Origin of the sequence: Lutibacter oricola (assembly GCF_900106565.1) — a bacterium.
Lineage (GTDB): Bacteria > Bacteroidota > Bacteroidia > Flavobacteriales > Flavobacteriaceae > Lutibacter > Lutibacter oricola.
Window position 1 is genome coordinate 215,595 of sequence record NZ_FNNJ01000001.1, and the last position, 18,031, is coordinate 233,625.

An 18,031-nucleotide genomic window follows, 5' to 3' on the forward strand; every position below is an offset into this window, starting at 1 on the left:
AGTGAAGGATAATAAGAACATAGATAGACTATTTCAGGAGAAATTAAAAGATTTTGAAGTATTTCCGCCAAACAATGCGTGGAATAAAATTGAAAAAAATCTAGCTCCTGTAAAAGTAAGAAAACGCAGTGTACCAACTTGGGTTAAAATTGCGAGTGCAGCAGCTATGCTGTTGTTTATATTTAGTATAAGTGCCATTTATTTTTTACCAAAAGATTCAATTGCTAGTCAGTTTTTAAATTTTGAAGAAAATGAACAAACTGTAGATGTTGATACTGTACTAGTTGTTGAAGAAACTAATAAAACTTCAAAAACAAAACTAAATACTGCCAAAAAAATAAAATCTACAAGTAGTAAAATAGATATTGAATCGTTAGAAGAAATTGCAGGTTCTGATACTGAAAATTCTGAATTAGAAAATGAAACCTTACCTAACAATCAATTATTAAAAAAAGAAAAATATCAACTTTATAAAGCAACCGATAATATAGATATTAAACAACCAGTGTCTAATAAATTTACCGTTGCAACTATTTATGCTCCTATTTACTTAAACTCTTTTGGAGATGGTTCTGGAGTTGATTCTCAGTTTGGAGATAACCCAATTTCTGGAAATTCATCTTACTCATACGGAGTAAAATTTGCATATCAGTTAAACGATAAGTTTAGTGTACAATCTGGTGTAAACCTTATTAATATGGGGTATACAACTAATAATGTATATGTAAACCCAAATGTGTCAGTAGTTGGGTTTTCAAACTTATCAACGTCTCCAATAGATAATAATTTATACGCTTCAAAAGGGGTGGCAAGCAAAAATGCAGCACTGCCTTTAGAAAACAATATTGGTAGTTTAAATCAGGTTTTTGGTTATGTAGAAATACCTGTAGAATTAAAATATAACGTTACAAACGGTAAAGTTGGTGTTAATTTAATTGGAGGTTTTAGTACGTTATTATTAAATAAAGATGAAGTTTTTGTAGAAACAAATAGTTTTACACAAAGCTTAGGAGAGTCTAACAATTTACGCTCAATTAATTTTAGCGGTAATATTGGGCTAGATGTCGATTACTCAATTAGAAAAAACCTATACATAAACGTTTCACCAATGTTTAAAGTTCAAACAAATACCTTTTCAAAAAACTCTGGAAGTGTGTTACCATACTATCTAGGAGTTTATACAGGATTAAATTATAAGTTTTAGTTGGTTTATTATTTGGCTGGTTACCAAATATTGAATGAAGAAAGCCATTTTAGTATTAAAATGGCTTTTCTTTTTTATGTAGCTTTGTTAATACCAATTATAAATTCAATCAATGAAAACTACATTAACAAAAACACTTAAAGATTTAGGTGTTCGAGAAGTAAACCTAGGTACTTCTACCGGACAAGAGTTCTTTGGAAGTGGAAATGAAATCTCATCTTATTCTCCAGTAGATGGAAAATTAATAGGAAAAGTTACTTCAACCACTAAAGAAGATTATGAAAAAGTTATAGATTCTGCTCAAACAGCTTTTAAAACTTGGAAAACTACACCTGCTCCATTACGAGGCGAAATTGTGCGTCAATTTGGAGATAAATTACGAGAACTTAAACAACCATTAGGGGAGTTAGTTTCTTACGAAATGGGAAAATCTTTGCAAGAAGGTTTAGGTGAAGTTCAAGAAATGATAGATATCTGTGATTTTGCAGTAGGTTTATCTCGCCAATTACATGGTTTAACAATGCATTCTGAACGTTTTGGACACAGAATGTACGAACAGTATCATCCACTAGGAATTGTTGGAATAATTTCAGCATTTAACTTTCCGGTAGCAGTTTGGAGTTGGAATACAGCTTTAGCTTGGATTTGTGGAGATGTTTGCGTGTGGAAAGCTTCCGAAAAAGCACCTTTATGCAGTATAGCTTGTCAAAATATTATTGCTGAAGTTTTAAAAAACAATAATTTACCTGAAGGAATTTCGTGCATTGTAAACGGAGATTATAAGGTAGGTGAGTATATGACAACAGATAAACGTATTCCACTAGTATCAGCAACTGGATCTACTAGAATGGGTAAAATTGTTAGTAAAACAGTAGGAGAACGTTTAGGAAAATCACTTTTAGAGTTGGGTGGAAATAATGCAATGATTATAACACCAGATGCAGATTTAAAAATTGCAATTATAGGAGCTGTTTTTGGAGCTGTTGGTACTGCTGGTCAACGTTGTACTTCAACCAGAAGATTAATTATTCACGAATCTATGTACGATAAAGTGAAAAATACTTTGGTAGATGCTTATAAACAATTAAAAATTGGAAACCCTTTAGATGAAAACAATCACGTAGGTCCATTAATTGATACCGACGCTGTTAAAATGTATGAAGATGCTTTAGCGAAAGCTGTTGCAGAAGGAGGTAACAAGGTTGTTGAAGGTGGAGTTTTAAGTGGTGAAGGTTATGAAAGTGGTTGTTATGTAAAGCCTGCAATTGTTGAAGCAGAAAATAACTTTGAAATTGTGCAGCACGAAACATTTGCGCCAATTTTATATTTATTGAAGTATTCTGGAGGTGTTGAAAATGCTATTGAAATACAGAATAATGTTGCGCAAGGATTATCTTCAGCAATTATGACTAATAATTTACGTGAAGCCGAAGCATTTTTATCGCACGCTGGTTCAGATTGTGGAATAGCCAATGTAAATATTGGAACTTCAGGAGCTGAAATAGGCGGAGCATTTGGAGGTGAAAAAGAAACTGGTGGAGGTAGAGAATCTGGTTCTGATGCTTGGAAAGTATATATGCGTAGACAAACAAATACTATAAATTATACTACAGATTTACCTTTAGCACAAGGTATTAAGTTTGATTTGTAAATTTATAAGAATACTATTGATTGTCATTCTGAACGATAGTGAAGAATCTTTTCAAAAATAAGAGATTCTTCATTTCGCTTTACTTCATTCAGAATGACATTTTTTTTAATTTCTACCTTTCTCGTTTGGGTACAGCTCAAATGCTGGCTCACTTTGCCAATATTCTTTCGTATCGACATCCATAATAGTTAATGGACCTTTTAAAGCTGCAGCAGTATCAACATTCCAAACATTTGCTCTTTGTTGAGGTGTAGTTTCGTTAATTCTTGATAAAACAGTATGCCCAATATAAATTTCAGTATAGTTTTTTAACCTTTTCGGATAGCATGGGTTATCAATAGGTAAGTTTTTATCCATTGCTATTGCCATTTCCCAAAGTGTTCTGTCCCAATAAAAGTTTTTTGAAATTATTTCATGTTCAATACCTTTTTCATTGGTAAAACCTGCGTGTAAAAACAGTCTGTTTTTGGTGTCTAAGTAATAATTATCAAGGTTTTCAAAAAATTGAGTGTGTAATTCTAATTCACTTTTAGAAAGTTCGCTATAAGAATCTATGGTTGTTTGCCCACCGTGAATTAACCATTGCGGATTGTGAGGTTGTTTAGTTAACCAGTTTAAAAATAATTCGTCGTGGTTTCCTTTAATAAAAACACAGTTATGTGTAGAATTTAGTTCAATTAAAAAACGAACAGTATTTGCTGCATCGCTCCAACCATCTACATAATCACCAACAAAAATAAGCGTGTCGTTTTCAGTTACATTTGCTTTTATAAAAGCTTGTTTTAAAGCTTTTAAAGCTCCGTGTATATCTCCAATTACTAAAGTTCTTCCTTTCATGTTTTAATCTACATTTTGCACAAAAGTAAGTGTTTAAATTGAAAGTTGAAGTTAATAAATTGTTGCTATCTATTGTATTTTATTTTACGCAGTACCCTAACAGCTTCTTTATATTTTATATAGCTTGTTTTATTTTCTATTTTTTTTAGATAAGGCTTTAATTCCGTTAATTTCTTATAAGCATTTGGAATGTTATTTAAAATACAAATTAAATAATTAGTAGGCGATTCGATTAAATCTTGTTCTTCTCTATTATTTAAAGGGATTCCTTTTTTAAGCTTTTCTAAAATAGCATTACAATTATTAAATATATGTAGTAAATCGAAAGTGTTAAATTGTGGAGGTTTAAATAAAAGTTCTGTTGCTATATCGTGTTTTCCGTTTCGTTTAAAATTAATAATTGTTTTTTCGAAGGGGTAATAATCAAATTCATCATTTATTTTTAAAAACACATATTCCGTTATAATAAATGAATGGTGGTTGTATTCAATTTTAACTTCATCTAAAGCAGAATAAAATAAACGTACTTGTTCGCTTACCAGTTCAATATCTACTCTCGAATAAAAAGTTTTTTCACCTACAGTTTTCTTTTTGCCAGCCCAGCAAAGCACAAATTGTTCATTAAAAACCTTGTAAGTAGGGTTGTATTCATCTTTATGTCTTTCAAAAAAAAGAAAAACACTATCTAACGTTAATTGTATGTTGTTGCTAGCGTTTTTTTCTATAGCTTCAACAATGGTTTTATTTGTGTTTTTTAATTCGTATTTTCCAAGTGTAGACATAGAATTGCTACCTCTTCTGTAAAACGTTCTGCCACTTACATACTTCCAAATAGGTTTATTTAAAGAGGTAACTTTATTTTTTGGATATATGGTTACTAAACCTACAACCTTATGCCTTGGTAATCTTGGAAAAGCAACGTTTTCGTATTGAATTTTAGGGGGATTATTAAAATATGAATTTACTAAATTTTGAATTTTACTATCATCATAAAAATCTACACCTTCAATTTTATTATCTTCATCTTCTACACCAACCACAATAAATGAATTGTTTTCGGGGTTTGAATTAGACAGTGCACATACGTGCTTTAAAAATTTGGCTTTGCCTTCTTTAGTTGCTAAATTTAGCTTTCGTTTTTTATCGTAAAAGCTATTCTCATCGTTATGAGTTAATAGGTTTTTAATTAAAAGGCGTTTGTTAATCATTTTAAGCCTTATTTAAAATTGTAGCACTTGCTTGTGCAGTTGGATACACAACTAAATCTTCTATATTTACGTGATAAGGTCTTGTTACTACAAAGTGAATAATATCTGCAATATCTTCAGCTTTTAATGGTTTGTAGCCTTCATAAACTTTTTTTGCTTTGTCAACATCGCCTTTAAACCTAACTTCAGAAAATTCAGTTTCTACTGCTCCAGGATGAATTCCTGAAACACGTATATTATATTTGTTTAAATCAATCCTCATGGCTTTATTTAAAGCGTTTACGGCGTGTTTAGAGGCGCAATAAACATTTCCGTTTGGGTATACTTCTTTTCCTGCAATAGAGCCTATATTAACAATAAAACCATTATTATTTTTAATCATAGTTGGTATAATTGCTTTTGAAACATATAATAAGCCTTTTACATTAATATCGAGCATGGCATCCCAATCATCTAAACTACCATCTTGAATTGTGTTTAGACCGTGGGCGTTGCCAGCATTATTTATTAAAATATCAATATTTTTGAATTCAGTTGGAATAGATTTAATGGCAGAAAACACTTCTTGTTTATTACTTACATCAAATTGTAAAGTAGTTACTTTAGTATACTGGCTTAATTCTTTTTCCAATTCAATTAAACGATTTTTTCGCCTGCCACAAATTATTAACTGAATATTGTTTTTTGCGAATAATTGTGCTGTTGCTTTTCCTATACCAGATGTTGCTCCTGTTATTAGAGCAGTAAATGTTTTCATACTAAATTTTTGAAATATAAATATACAAAAAAACGGTTCTCGAGCGAGAACCGTTTTTAATTAGCTGACTAATTAAATAGTCAACTAAAAATCAACTAACCAAACTTTATTTTTAATGCTTTTTTCTAATTTTTGTTGCTCTTTTTACTTTAGTACGTTTTCTACCTTCATTACTTACAGTAGAACCTTTACCTTTTGCAGATTTTTTATATTGAATATAATTTAATCCATCAAATTCATATGTTGTTCCAGAGTTTACGTGGTACAATTCTATCTTATCGTCATTTATAACGGTTAATTCGAATTCTTCAGTACCGTACGAATCATAATCTAATGTTAAAATTTTTAAATTTTCGTACCCTTGAACGTCATATACTTCATATCCGCCTACATAGTCCCATAGTATATTAGCAATATTTGTGCCAACCTCGTCTTTAGAAGAATAAAATGTTGTTATGTTTTCTGGTGTAAATGCTAAAAAGTTTTCGTTATCAAATTCGTTAACGTCACCACTATCGCTTACATAAGATTTTTCCCAAGCTTCGAACTCTTGTAAAAGGTATTCAATGTTTTCATAAAATATTTTATCAAAGTCGAAATTATATTTTTGGTACCCTTCCAAAGTATATGTTACATTATTGTAGTTATCGCTAAGTTTAATTCTATCGCTGTTAATTTCAATAACATCAAAATCTATAAACCCATCTATATCGTGATCTATTTCTAAGTAACCTTTATTTGTATTGTAATAACCAATTTGAATTCCATATCCATTTCCTGTGCTACCAATTCCTACAAGATTGTTATTTGCGTATAATTTTCCGTTTAAAAAAGAAATTGTAAATGCTTTAGACATAAAAGGAATGTCTCCAGTACCCGTAGTTTCATTATAATCTACATACCAAATATCATTTGTAGAAATAATATCTTCTAATGTAGCGTAATAAAAATCATCATCATTTAAACCATTAACTGTAGTGCTACACGAGGTAACTGCTATGCTTAATACTAAAGTTGCGAAAAGTAGTTTTAAAGTTTTCATATTCTATCATTTTTGGGTTACGATTTATAAATTTCAATATTCGTGCCAAAAAATAAAATTTTCAACGAGCTAGTTTTAAGTTGCAGTGATATAGTGAGTTAGGTTTAAATATTTTTATGGAAATTCAATAGGTTTAGTTTCGATAAGATTTTTTATTTTGTAAAGTTTCTCTTTATTTTTGATATAGAACGTTACTATGGCTTCATCTTTTTTTAGTTCAAAAGGTATTTTTTTAGAAATATCTGGAACTTTATTACCATATTCTTTTTTTCTATTACTCGCTATTATTCGATTTTTTCTAGTATTTGAATGTACAATAGTACCTGTATAGCCAGAGTTTGTAGCTTTTAAAGGAAATTTTTTATTTCTGAAATAAACAGAATCTAATTTAACGTTACTATTAGTAGTTTCAATTTTAATGGTTACACCGCCTACGCCTGGTCTGCCACCAGTCCAATAACTATAAGAAGCATTTTTTATAGTAAAAGGAGCTTTTTTTACAAATGTACTTTGTGATGTACTACAATTTGAAAATAGCAAGGGAATTGTAATAATAAGTATGATATTATGGAATAATTTCATGTTTTGTATTTTTAAAACTAAAGCAAATTATATACCAAATTACAAAAAAAGAGCCTATCTAATTAGATAGGCTCTTTTTTTGTAAAATAGTTTTGTGTATTTGTTGAGTTTTTCTGCTTTATCTAATTAATTATAGCTTCTGCTCCATTTTTATAATTTGACTTCGCTATGCTTCGTCTAATTATTTAATGCTTCCGCACCACCAACAATTTCTAAAATTTCATTTGTAATAGCTGCTTGACGCGCTTTGTTATACGTTAATAATAACTCATTACGTAAATCTGTAGCATTATCAGTTGCTTTGTGCATTGCTGTCATACGAGCACCGTGTTCTGAAGCAAAAGAATCTCTAATTGCTTTATATAATTGTGTTTTTAATGATTTAGGAATCAATTCTAACACAATTTCTGGTTTTGATGGCTCAAAAATATAATCAGCATTTACGTTAGTTCCACCTTCAACAGGTGCAATTGGTAAAAATTGCTCGATAGTTGTAATTTGAGTTGCAGCATTTTTAAACCTATTGTAAACAAGTTCTACTCTGTCATAACTACCTTCAGCAAATAATTTCATTATTTTTTCAGCAATTACAGCAACATTTTCAAAAGTTAAATCATCAAAAACATCGTTGTTGTTTTCAATAACATTATTTGATTTAGATAAAATGTCGTTACCTTTTTTACCAATAGTTAAAAGGTCTACTTGTTTACCAGCATAGTTAGTTTCAATGTTTTTTACAGTCTCTTTAATAATAGAAGAGTTAAAACCACCACATAAACCTCTGTTAGAAGTAATGGTTACTAGTAATACTTTTGAAACTTCTTTTTGTTCAGAATATACACCGCCAATATCACCATCTAAAGTAGCACTTAAACTTTGTAAAAGTTCAGTTAACTTATTGGCATACGGACGCATTTGCGTAATTGCATCTTGCGCTTTTTTCAACTTTGCAGCCGATACCATTTTCATGGCACTGGTAATTTGCATTGTTGAACCAATGGATGTAATTCTGTTACGTATTTCTTTTAAGTTTGCCATTTGTTTCTGGTAGTTAGTATAAAATATTAAGTATTGAGATATCGATCTCAATACTTAATACTAAAAATCTTTTTAAGCGTATTTAGCTGAAACTTCTTTTGCTGCACTTGTTAAAGTGTCAATAACTTCATCAGTTAATTTACCAGCTTTTAAAGTATCTAATGTGTCTCTATGCTTAGCATTCATATATTGAATATAATCTGCCTCAAACTCTTTTACTTTTTCTACAGGTACATCTTTTAATAAGTTTTTAGAACCTGCGTAAATAATAGCAATTTGATCTTCAACTTTAAAAGGATCTGATTGAGCTTGTTTTAAAATTTCAACGTTACGTTTTCCTTTTTCAATTACATTCATAGTTGCAGCATCTAAATCTGAACCAAACTTAGCGAAAGCTTCTAGCTCACGGTATTGTGCTTGATCTAATTTTAAAGTACCTGCTACTTTTTTCATTGATTTAATTTGTGCGTTACCACCTACACGAGATACTGAGATACCTACGTTAATAGCTGGACGTACACCTGAGTTAAATAAATCTCCATCTAAGAAAATTTGTCCGTCAGTAATTGAAATTACGTTTGTTGGAATATAAGCGGAAACATCTCCTGCTTGTGTTTCAATAATTGGTAAAGCAGTTAAAGAACCACCACCTTTAATTTGTCCTTGTAACGATTCTGGTACATCATTCATTTGAGCAGCAATTGTATCGTCATTAATAACTTTTGCAGCACGTTCTAATAAACGAGAGTGTAAATAGAATACATCACCAGGGTACGCCTCACGTCCTGGTGGACGACGTAGTAATAATGAAATCTCACGGTAAGCTACAGCTTGTTTAGATAAATCATCATAAACAATTAATGCAGGTCTACCTGTATCTCTAAAATATTCACCAATTGCAGCACCTCCCATTGGAGCGTATACTTGCATTGCAGCTGGATCTGATGCATTGGCAGCAACAATAGTTGTATAAGCCATAGCTCCTTTTTCTTCTAATAAGTTTGCAATTCCAGCAACTGTAGATGCTTTTTGACCAATTGCAACATATATACAAAATACTGGTTCACCAGCATCGTAAAATTCTTTTTGATTGATAATAGTATCAATAGCAACTGTAGATTTACCAGTTTGACGGTCACCAATAATAAGCTCACGTTGTCCTCTACCAACAGGAATCATAGCATCAACTGCTTTTACACCTGTTTGTAATGGTTCAGTTACTGGCTCACGAAATACTACACCAGGGGCTTTACGCTCTAATGGCATTTCAAAAGTTTTTCCTTGAATTGGACCTTTACCATCAATAGGGTCTCCTAAAGTATTTACAACACGTCCAACAATTCCTTCACCAACATTTAATGAAGCAATACGTTCGGTACGTTTTACTGTAGATCCTTCTTTGATTGTTTTAGAGTGTCCTAATAATACAACACCTACGTTGTCTTCTTCTAAGTTTAAAACAATTCCTTCTAACCCATCTTCAAACTCAACTAGCTCACCGTATTGTGCGTTTGCTAAACCGTAAACACGTGCAATACCATCACCTACTTGTAGAACAGATCCTACTTCATCTAAAGAGGCAGAACCGTCAAATCCTGCTAATTGTTGTTTTAAAATTGCTGAAACTTCAGCTGGTTTTATTGATGCCATTTTAACTATTTTTTAAAACTATTTCTTTTTATTTACAAACTTGAAACAAAGTTGTTGTTTTCAAATTGTCTTTTTAATACTTGTAATTTATTGCTAACACTTGCATCGTATTGAATATCTCCAACACGAAGAATAAATCCTCCAATAATATCAGGATTTATAATGTTTTGTAACGTTGCTTCTTTACCAGTAAGCTCTTTTACTTTTGCTAAAACTTTTGTTTTTAAATCTTCTGTTAAAGCAATTGCTGAAGTTACCTTAGCAATTTGAACTTCTTTCAACTCATCAAACAAAACTTTAAATTGTTTAGCCACTGTACTTAACAAGCTAATACGTTTGTTTGCAATTAATAAGTCTATTAAACCAAACGATAAAGGTGAAATTTTTGAAGCAAAAACTTCTTTTAACGTTGCTTGTTTTGTTTCTGATTTTAATACTGGGCTACTAAGCAACAATTGTAAGTCTTTACTCTCATCAATTGTTTTTGCAATAAACAACATATCTTTGTTCACTTCAACTTCTTTTTGTTGTTCAAGCGAAAAATTTAATATTGCTTTTGCGTAGCGTATTGCTGCTCTTGTGCTCATTTAGGTTGTATTAGCTAATTGTTACTTCTTTTAACATATCTTCAACAAGTTTAATTTGCTTGTCTTTGTCAGATAGTTCTGTTTTTACTACTTTTTCTGCAATACCTACTGAAATTTCTGCTACTTGATTTTTAATATCAGCAATTGCAGCTTGTTTTTCAGATTGAATTGTAGCTTGTGCTTGTTCAATAACTTTATTAGCTTGAATTGTAGCTTCTTCCTTAGCTTCTGCTATAATACTTTCTTTAAGTTCACGAGCTTCTTTTAACATTCCGTCACGTTCTGTACGTGCTTCGTTTAAAATACGTTCGTTATCAGCTTGAAGGTTTTGCATTTCTTTACGAGCATTTTCAGCTTCGTCTAAAGCATTTTTAATACCTTCTTCTCTGTTATTTACGGCTTCTAAAATAGGTTTCCAAGCAAACTTTCTTAATAAAAGTACTAACGCAAGGAATAATACTGTTTGCCAAACAAAAAGTCCTAATGAAAACTGTTCTATTAACTTGTCCATATATTATATTATAGTGTTTATTTAATGTTTAAACAATAGCTACAACCAACCGTTGTAGCTATTAGTTTGTTTTTTAAGCTGCAAATAAAGCAGCAAATCCAATACCTTCTATTAAGGCAGCTGCAATAAGCATAGCTGTTTGAATTTTTCCTGAAGCTTCTGGTTGACGTGCGATAGCGTCCATTGCTGATCCACCAATTTTACCGATACCTAAACCAGCACCGATTACGATTAAACCTGCTCCTACAATGTTTGGAATTGTCATAATGTATATATTTATTTAATTTAACATTCAATTTTAGTGATGCTCGTGTTCTTCAACAGCTGAACCGAAATATAGTGCGGATAGCATTGTGAAAATATAAGCTTGTAGCGCTGCTACTAATAATTCTAATAATGATAAGGCAAATGCTAACCCAAAAGATAATGGACTACCAATCCAGTTTTTGAAAATGAACATTAACCCAATAATACTCATTAATACTACGTGACCTGCTGTAATGTTCGCGTATAAACGAATCATTAAAGAGAAAGGTTTAATAATAGTTCCTAATAATTCAATAGGAGCTAAAATTATTTTCATTGGTACAGGTACACCTGGCATCCAAAAAATGTGTTTCCAGTAATCTTTGTTTCCTGAGAAAGTAGTAATAAAGTATGTCATTAATGCTAATGCTAATGTAACTGCAATATTGTTAGTTACATTTACACCAAGTGGAGTTAAACCTAGTAAGTTTATAATCCATATAAAAAAGAATATAGTTAATAAGTAACTCATATACTTTTTATATTTTTTCTTACCAATATTTGGTATAGCTATATCGTCTCTAACATAAAGTATAATAGGTTCTAATAAACGTCCAAGACCAGTAGGTATTGGGTTGTTTTTGTATTTTTTAGCCATTCTGCTAAACATAAAGAACATTAATAAACCTACTAAAAATATAAAAACAACATTTTTAGTTATAGAGAAATCTAGTGGTTTTGCATTAGTTGCATGATGATCTTCATCATAATTAATAGTTCCAGCAGCATCGGTTTTGTATATTTTACCGTGGTATAATTTGTAGTAATTTCCATCAACTTCTGCAAGAGTTTCGCCGTGGTGAAATTTAGAAGATGAAAAAACTTTTAAACCACCATCCCATAAAATAACAGGTAATGGAGCACCTATATATTTGTGTTCACCTTCATCAGTTTCGTAAGAATACAAACTAAAATCGTGTGAGTCTAATAAGTGATGATTAATGTATTCCTTAATTTCAGTTTTAAGGTCTTTTTTTCCATGAGTTTCTTCCTTTGAAGGGGTAGAAATTGCATGCATGGAAGCAGTTACAAATAATAATAGTAAGGTAATTGTTTTTACTAATTTAAATCTATTCATGTCACTTAGTTAATAGTATGTGCTGAAAAATATTGTGCAAATGTACATTTTTAAATATCAAAATCAAAAATAAAACTTACTTAGATTAAATCTTAATAACAAGTGTTCACTATTAGGGCTTTAGTTATTTGTTTAGCATTTTTGAAAGATAAATTGTTTCTATTAGTAGACTTGTTAAGTAGGGTACTAAAAAGGACGTGGCCTCTAGCAGATTTAACTCTCCATCTTGTTTAAAAAAAGGGTAAAAGAAAATGAAGAAAATTGTAAATTTAAGCATGCTTCCACCCATAAAAACGAAGCCTAAAATGTGTAAATATTTTTTTTGAAGAATAAATAAACCAATAAAAATTACAATAGCTAAAATATAGTTTAAACTATAAGCCAATATAATTCTGTTTTCGAATAAAGGGTTTTTAAAATAATTTAAAATGGTTATGTGAACACAAAATGTAATTATAAGCGTAAATAAAAGTTTAAGCGAAAACCCAAGAACAGTTTTATTCATACTTGTCGTTAATTTTTTTTAACTGAAGTAAAACACTATAAATAGAGAGTGCTAATGCTAAAAGTGTTAAAACTAGCGTATATATTTTATTAGTTGTTTCAAAATAAGCATCGAGTTTTTTTCCAAAGTAGGCACCTAAATAAATAGTAATTCCCATTTGAAAAGCTATACCAGATAGTTGTGCAAATTTATGAAGCTGATTTTTCTTTTTTGGTTTGGTCATTTTTTAATTCCTTCACAGTTCCTTTCATTGCACAAGTTGCATTGAATTCTGCTCCTGGTTCTACAGAAAGTTTACTAATTACAATATCTCCAGATATTTTAGCTGTAGATTTTAAGGTAAGTAAACTATTTACGGTAAGTTCTCCAGAAAATACACCTTCAATTTCAGCATTATTACAAGATACTTTACCACTTACAGAGCCTGATTTTCCAATTACAACTCTACCTGTTGTATTAATAGTTCCGTCTACTTTACCATCAATTCTAAAATCACCTTCAGAATTTATATCTCCTACAATTGCGGTGTTTTTACCTATAATATTTCTTTCTAAAACTTGAGCTTGTTTATCTTTTTTTTCTGAAAACATAATTGGGATAGTTTTTTTGGTGTTTTATATTTTGGTTTTAATTGTACTAATTACTTCTTTAGCTTTTTTTCCTTCTTCAGTATTAGGGTAATTCATAGCTACAAAATCTAAAGCTTCTTTAAAAGCAAGTAAACCATCTTTTTTACCAATGGCATATGCTTTTAATAATTCAAATTTAGGTACAATAGGTTCTCCTTCATATTTTACAAGAGCTTCTGTTGATTTTTTAATAACATCATCAAACTTATCATCTTTATATTGGTAAAATACTTCAGCGTAATATTTTTCTGGTGTGTTTTCGTCTTCTTCATTTTTTAAAACCTTGTTAGGGTTTAAAATTATTTGAGCATATTTAGAAGAAGTGAAATTGGTTGTTATGTCTTTTTTTAGAGTGTTGGCTTTGTCGCTTTTTAGTGCGTCATAAATTTTAAATAAATGATATTTTGCAGGCAGTTCTAAATTGGCATCAGGTTTAAAGTTTAATAAGCTCTCTAGTTTAGAAATAGCTAATTCAGGCTCTTTAAATTGTTCTTTATAAATAACTCCTAAATTATAATAGGCATTATTTCTATCTAATTTAATACTGTCTATTTTAGCAATGTCTGAAGGAATGTTTTTTAAATAATATTCAACATCAAATTTTTCTTCGTTGCTTAACGGTTTCTCTGCATTTCCGTTAGTAATTGAGTTTAAAACAGTTTTATCGCTTAATCTCCAATTGTCTTCTAAAGGTCTATTACCCCAAACACGTCTAAATTCAGTTTGTCCAAACCCAACAGTTTGCGGATTGTAGAAATACCATTTACCGCCAGAACCATTTTTATTTGATTTGTTTGAAACAATACTAGATCCAGAATTTATAAGTGCTTGTTGTTTTTCTTCTTCTTTTTTTAGTTTTTCAACATATGTAGTAAAAAATTCCTTTTGCTCTTCTTTGCTCATTTCAACAATATTTATAATACTGTCGTTACTTTTAGCAATGTTTTCGAAATTTATTACTTCATTTAAACTATTTCTTTTACGTTTTAGGCGTCTAACTCTTTTAGAAATTACATCTTTTGCAATTTGTAAAATACTATCGTAATAAGCTCCAGCTGTTATGAATTCTGCTTTATCGAAGAATAAATTTCCAGCAGCTTCGTAAGAAAGTTCTTTTTGGAAATTGCTATTGTTGCTAGCTAGTAAAGATTTTTTATAATACTCTAAAGAGGTATCAACATCATTAGTTTTTGTTAGTTCACCTAATTGATAATAAATTTCATCTAAATAAGGTTTATTATCTCTGTTTTTAGCTAATTTTTGAAGTGCTTCAATAACTTCAATATTATCACTATTGCCTATAGAATTTTTTGCAATTTCTAACTGTGCGTGAATTTTGTATTTGTAAGGCGCTTTTTTAAAGTCGATAATTTTTTGAAAAGCTATGTTTGATGTATCTATAACTTTATTTTCTCTGTATAACTGACCTAAAATAAATAAGTTTCTAGCCGTTTGTTCTCTATTATTTGTAGTTTCTACCGCTTTTGTTAAATGTTCTATAACTCTTTGAATGCTGTCGGTTTTTACATAGGCCATTGCCATTGCAGTATGGGCAGCTTCTTTAATTTCGTCAGTTAATTCTTCGTTTTTAAAAAGATATTTAAGGTTTTCAATAGCTTGTTCCGGGTTACGTAAACGAATATGTGTTTTTGCTTGCCAAATTCTAGTTTCATTAATTAAACTAGCATATCTGTAATTTTTTATTGAATAATTGAAAGCTTCTAATGCTGGTACAAAACGTTTAGAATAATAACGAGATTTACCTAACAACAAATATGCATCGTCTATTTGACTGTTGCGCTCTTGACGGGCAATTAGCATAGAGTGTTTTTGAACCGCTTTTACTGCTTTTTCTTCTGCTTTTTCGAATTCTTTAGGCGAAGTATCTTCGTCTTTTTTCATACCTGGTAACGCTAATTCTTCAACCTTTAAAGGTTCAATAGGTAAGCGTTCCCAATAATTATCTTGGTAATTTTCGTTTAATTGTTCTAAACCAATTCTAAAAGCTTCATGACCATTAAATAACACATTGTATTTAGTAGTAACAGAATGAAAACTTCTATTTATAAAAGTGTCTTTTTTTGTAGAGCAACTTATTGCAAAAAGAACTGCAAAAACACCTAATATTATTTTAGTTGATAGTTTCAAAAGATTTCAATTTTTTACATCCCTTTAACTTCTTAATACTTAGATTTATTGTTAAAGGGATGTAAAAATACAAAAAACTATGTATTTTATTAGATTATGCTGAAAAATAGGCTTCTAATTCTTTTAAGGTTTCTTCAGAAGTTTTTATGTCGTTAACAACTTCACCTTTATCTAAAACAACAATACGTTCGCAAACTTCTGTAACGTGCCCTAAATCGTGACTAGAAATTAACACAGTTGCACTATTGTTTTCGGTTAAAGTTTTTAATAATTGTTTTAATCTAATTTGAGTTGTTGGATCTAAATTTGCAAAAGGTTCATCTAAAATAATTACTTCAGGATTACCAATAAGTGCAGCAACTATGCCTGCTTTTTTTTGATTTCCTTTAGATAAATCTCTTAAATATTTCTTTTTACCTATAATTTCATCGTTAAAAATTTCTTCAAATTGTTTTAAAAACGAATCAATATCTGCTTTGTTCATTCCTCGTAATTCTCCAATAAAGTAGAAATATTCTTCTGGAGTTAAATAACCAATTAAAAAACTCTCATCTATAAAAGCTGCTGTAAAAGGTTTCCAGTCTTCACTTTTATTAACTTGAACTTTATTGTTTGTTATTTGCCCTGAAGTTGGATTTATTAAATCTAAAAGTAAGTTGAAAAATGTTGTTTTACCTGCTCCATTATTTCCTACTAAGCCAAAAGATTGACCTTTAGGGATTTCTAATGATTCTATATTTAAAACGGTTGTTTTACCGTATGTTTTTGATATTTGAGATGCTTGTATCATTGTTGTGTGAGTTTAAGAGTTAGTTAGATTGGTCAAATGCACTAATCATTTCGTGTTTAGCGGATTTGTATTTTTTTACAATTAGATTTATTGTTTTGTTATGTAAAACAATTCCTATTATTCCAAGTATTGCAATTGTAGCCGTAGCAACTTCAAAGCTTACTAGCCAATTTAAAAGTGCAAAAATTAGCATTGGAACTAACATTAGTGGAATACCTACAAGCCATTGAACTGCTCCTGTACCTTGGTAATTAAATGCTGCTTTTTTATCCAACTCAATAGCTTTTCTGTTATAAGAGCCTGCATACATTAAAACATACGTGTTTACACCTATATTATATATCATTGCAACAAAATGAACCAGTAAAATTTTCCATCCAAAATACACATAAGGTATACTAAGAACAAACATAATAATACAACTTGCAGCCATTAATACATACTTTGATTTTAAATACTCTTTGTACTTAATGTTCTGACTCATTAGTAATTTATAATATTTGCTATCCCATGCAGGAATAAATTGTCCAAAATTCATTAGAAATATTCCAGTTATAAATATTCCAATAAAAATGTAAAAGAATTCACCTGAAAAAGTTGGACTAGGATTTGGATAAAAAATAAGTCCGTATAATAAACCCATAACCAACATCCAAACTGAAGATTTGGTTCTTTTATTTCTCCAAATTAATCGTAAATCTAATTGTAAAAATGGCGCAGCCGAACCAAACTTTTTAGTCCATTCTAAATTTGAAGAATTAACAGCTGTTTCTTTTACTTTTAAAGCTTCGTCTAAACTTAATTTTTGTTTTAAAGACTTAAAATTTAAGCTATAAATTAAAACCAAAATAGCAATTGGTATACTTATTAAATAAGGCGCAGCAGTAATAGCGTTAACTGCATTACCTGTTAGTTGAGAAAATGAAACTAAATTAAAATAATCTAAACCAAGAAGCACAGAACTAATTATAAGAATTGGTAAAAAATTAAGCTCAGTTTCTGCAGATTTACTTTCAATTATAAAATTTAAAAAGTTAATAATTAGTATTGCAATTATTAAAATTGAAGCCCAAGTTAAAACTACCGAAACTTCGTATTGCTTATATAATAATATTGCTGAAAAAGGTACAATTGCAAATAATGGTAAAAAGTTAAAAAACGATAGTGTTGATTTACCTAAAACATAATTTATAATTTTATTTTTTTTAATTGGTAATGTTAGTAAGGGTTTTACATCCATTACGGGTAGTTTTTGAAAGAAAAAACGAAAAATTAAATCGCCTATAAACCAATAAAATAAAAAATTATTTACAACTAGTAAAGGATCCGAATCTGGGTATAATTTTTTTAATCCAGGATAAAGTCCTACTCCTAAGCTTAAAAATATGAGTGAAAGATAAAGGCCAAAAAATATCATTAGTATTTTTATACCAATGCTTTTTTGCCAATACGATGAACGGAAAAATTGTTTCCATTCTAAATTTATAAATTGCTTTGTCATAGAGTTT

Annotated in this window: 19 protein-coding genes; 2 read left to right on the top strand and 17 right to left on the bottom strand. The window is 30.0% G+C overall.

All coding sequences use genetic code 11. The features are described from left to right. Position 1 precedes the first annotated feature (1 nt). Both BLU40_RS00920 and amaB read left to right on the top strand, forming a co-directional pair. Positions 2–1,204 (top strand): outer membrane beta-barrel protein, encoded by a 1,203-nt coding sequence (locus tag BLU40_RS00920; protein ID WP_090118783.1) that lies wholly within the window; start codon positions 2–4, stop codon positions 1,202–1,204. A gap of 112 nt (positions 1,205–1,316) precedes the next feature. Then, positions 1,317–2,855 (top strand): L-piperidine-6-carboxylate dehydrogenase, encoded by a 1,539-nt coding sequence (gene amaB, locus BLU40_RS00925; RefSeq protein WP_090118785.1) that lies wholly within the window; start codon positions 1,317–1,319, stop codon positions 2,853–2,855. Positions 2,856–2,960: 105 nt separating this feature from the next. Here the strand turns inward: amaB and BLU40_RS00930 are convergent, their stop codons facing one another. The 17 genes from BLU40_RS00930 to BLU40_RS01010 form a co-directional block, all read right to left on the bottom strand. Then, positions 2,961–3,692, bottom strand: coding sequence for a metallophosphoesterase family protein (locus tag BLU40_RS00930; protein WP_090118787.1), 732 nt, complete (start codon positions 3,690–3,692; stop codon positions 2,961–2,963). Between the two features lie 65 nt (positions 3,693–3,757). Beyond that, positions 3,758–4,900 (bottom strand): ATP-binding protein, encoded by a 1,143-nt coding sequence (locus BLU40_RS00935; protein WP_090118790.1) that lies wholly within the window; start codon positions 4,898–4,900, stop codon positions 3,758–3,760. 1 nt (position 4,901) lies between these two features. Continuing rightward, positions 4,902–5,657: an SDR family NAD(P)-dependent oxidoreductase gene (locus BLU40_RS00940; RefSeq protein ID WP_090118792.1), complete on the bottom strand. Its 756-nt coding sequence runs from the start codon at positions 5,655–5,657 to the stop codon at positions 4,902–4,904. Positions 5,658–5,769: 112 nt separating this feature from the next. Beyond that, positions 5,770–6,699: a hypothetical protein gene (locus tag BLU40_RS00945; protein WP_090118794.1), complete on the bottom strand. Its 930-nt coding sequence runs from the start codon at positions 6,697–6,699 to the stop codon at positions 5,770–5,772. Positions 6,700–6,813: 114 nt separating this feature from the next. Further along, entirely contained in the window at positions 6,814–7,281 is a 468-nt protein-coding gene (locus tag BLU40_RS00950; protein WP_090118796.1) for a hypothetical protein, read from the bottom strand. 177 nt (positions 7,282–7,458) lie between these two features. Further along, positions 7,459–8,319 carry an ATP synthase F1 subunit gamma gene (gene atpG / locus BLU40_RS00955; protein ID WP_090118798.1) on the bottom strand — a complete coding sequence of 287 codons (861 nt, stop codon included), beginning with the start codon at positions 8,317–8,319 and terminating at the stop codon, positions 7,459–7,461. A gap of 72 nt (positions 8,320–8,391) precedes the next feature. Next, positions 8,392–9,969 carry a F0F1 ATP synthase subunit alpha gene (gene atpA / locus BLU40_RS00960; protein WP_090118799.1) on the bottom strand — a complete coding sequence of 526 codons (1,578 nt, stop codon included), beginning with the start codon at positions 9,967–9,969 and terminating at the stop codon, positions 8,392–8,394. Between the two features lie 32 nt (positions 9,970–10,001). Next, the gene (atpH, locus tag BLU40_RS00965; protein WP_090118801.1) at positions 10,002–10,556 is read right to left on the bottom strand and encodes an ATP synthase F1 subunit delta; all 555 of its coding nucleotides are present in this window, start codon (positions 10,554–10,556) and stop codon (positions 10,002–10,004) included. A gap of 10 nt (positions 10,557–10,566) precedes the next feature. Beyond that, positions 10,567–11,067, bottom strand: a complete 501-nt coding sequence (locus BLU40_RS00970) for a F0F1 ATP synthase subunit B (protein WP_090118803.1) — start codon at positions 11,065–11,067, stop codon at positions 10,567–10,569. Positions 11,068–11,140: 73 nt separating this feature from the next. Then, positions 11,141–11,332 (bottom strand): ATP synthase F0 subunit C, encoded by a 192-nt coding sequence (atpE, locus tag BLU40_RS00975; protein ID WP_046746066.1) that lies wholly within the window; start codon positions 11,330–11,332, stop codon positions 11,141–11,143. A gap of 33 nt (positions 11,333–11,365) precedes the next feature. Then, a complete protein-coding gene (gene atpB, locus BLU40_RS00980; protein WP_090118807.1) occupies positions 11,366–12,451 on the bottom strand; it encodes a F0F1 ATP synthase subunit A in 1,086 nt (361 codons plus the stop codon). A gap of 124 nt (positions 12,452–12,575) precedes the next feature. Then, positions 12,576–12,956, bottom strand: a complete 381-nt coding sequence (locus BLU40_RS17725) for a DUF6168 family protein (RefSeq protein ID WP_090118809.1) — start codon at positions 12,954–12,956, stop codon at positions 12,576–12,578. Then, positions 12,949–13,179, bottom strand: a complete 231-nt coding sequence (locus BLU40_RS00990; protein ID WP_090118811.1) for an AtpZ/AtpI family protein — start codon at positions 13,177–13,179, stop codon at positions 12,949–12,951. Before BLU40_RS00990 ends, BLU40_RS17725 begins: the two co-directional genes overlap by 8 nt. After that, a complete protein-coding gene (locus tag BLU40_RS00995) occupies positions 13,145–13,546 on the bottom strand; it encodes a bactofilin family protein (RefSeq protein ID WP_090118813.1) in 402 nt (133 codons plus the stop codon). Before BLU40_RS00995 ends, BLU40_RS00990 begins: the two co-directional genes overlap by 35 nt. A gap of 24 nt (positions 13,547–13,570) precedes the next feature. Then, entirely contained in the window at positions 13,571–15,733 is a 2,163-nt protein-coding gene (porW, locus tag BLU40_RS01000; RefSeq protein WP_090118814.1) for a type IX secretion system periplasmic lipoprotein PorW/SprE, read from the bottom strand. A gap of 94 nt (positions 15,734–15,827) precedes the next feature. Next, entirely contained in the window at positions 15,828–16,523 is a 696-nt protein-coding gene (locus BLU40_RS01005; RefSeq protein WP_090118816.1) for an ABC transporter ATP-binding protein, read from the bottom strand. Between the two features lie 19 nt (positions 16,524–16,542). Then, positions 16,543–18,024, bottom strand: coding sequence for a DUF5687 family protein (locus BLU40_RS01010; protein WP_090118819.1), 1,482 nt, complete (start codon positions 18,022–18,024; stop codon positions 16,543–16,545). Positions 18,025–18,031: the final 7 nt, after the last annotated feature.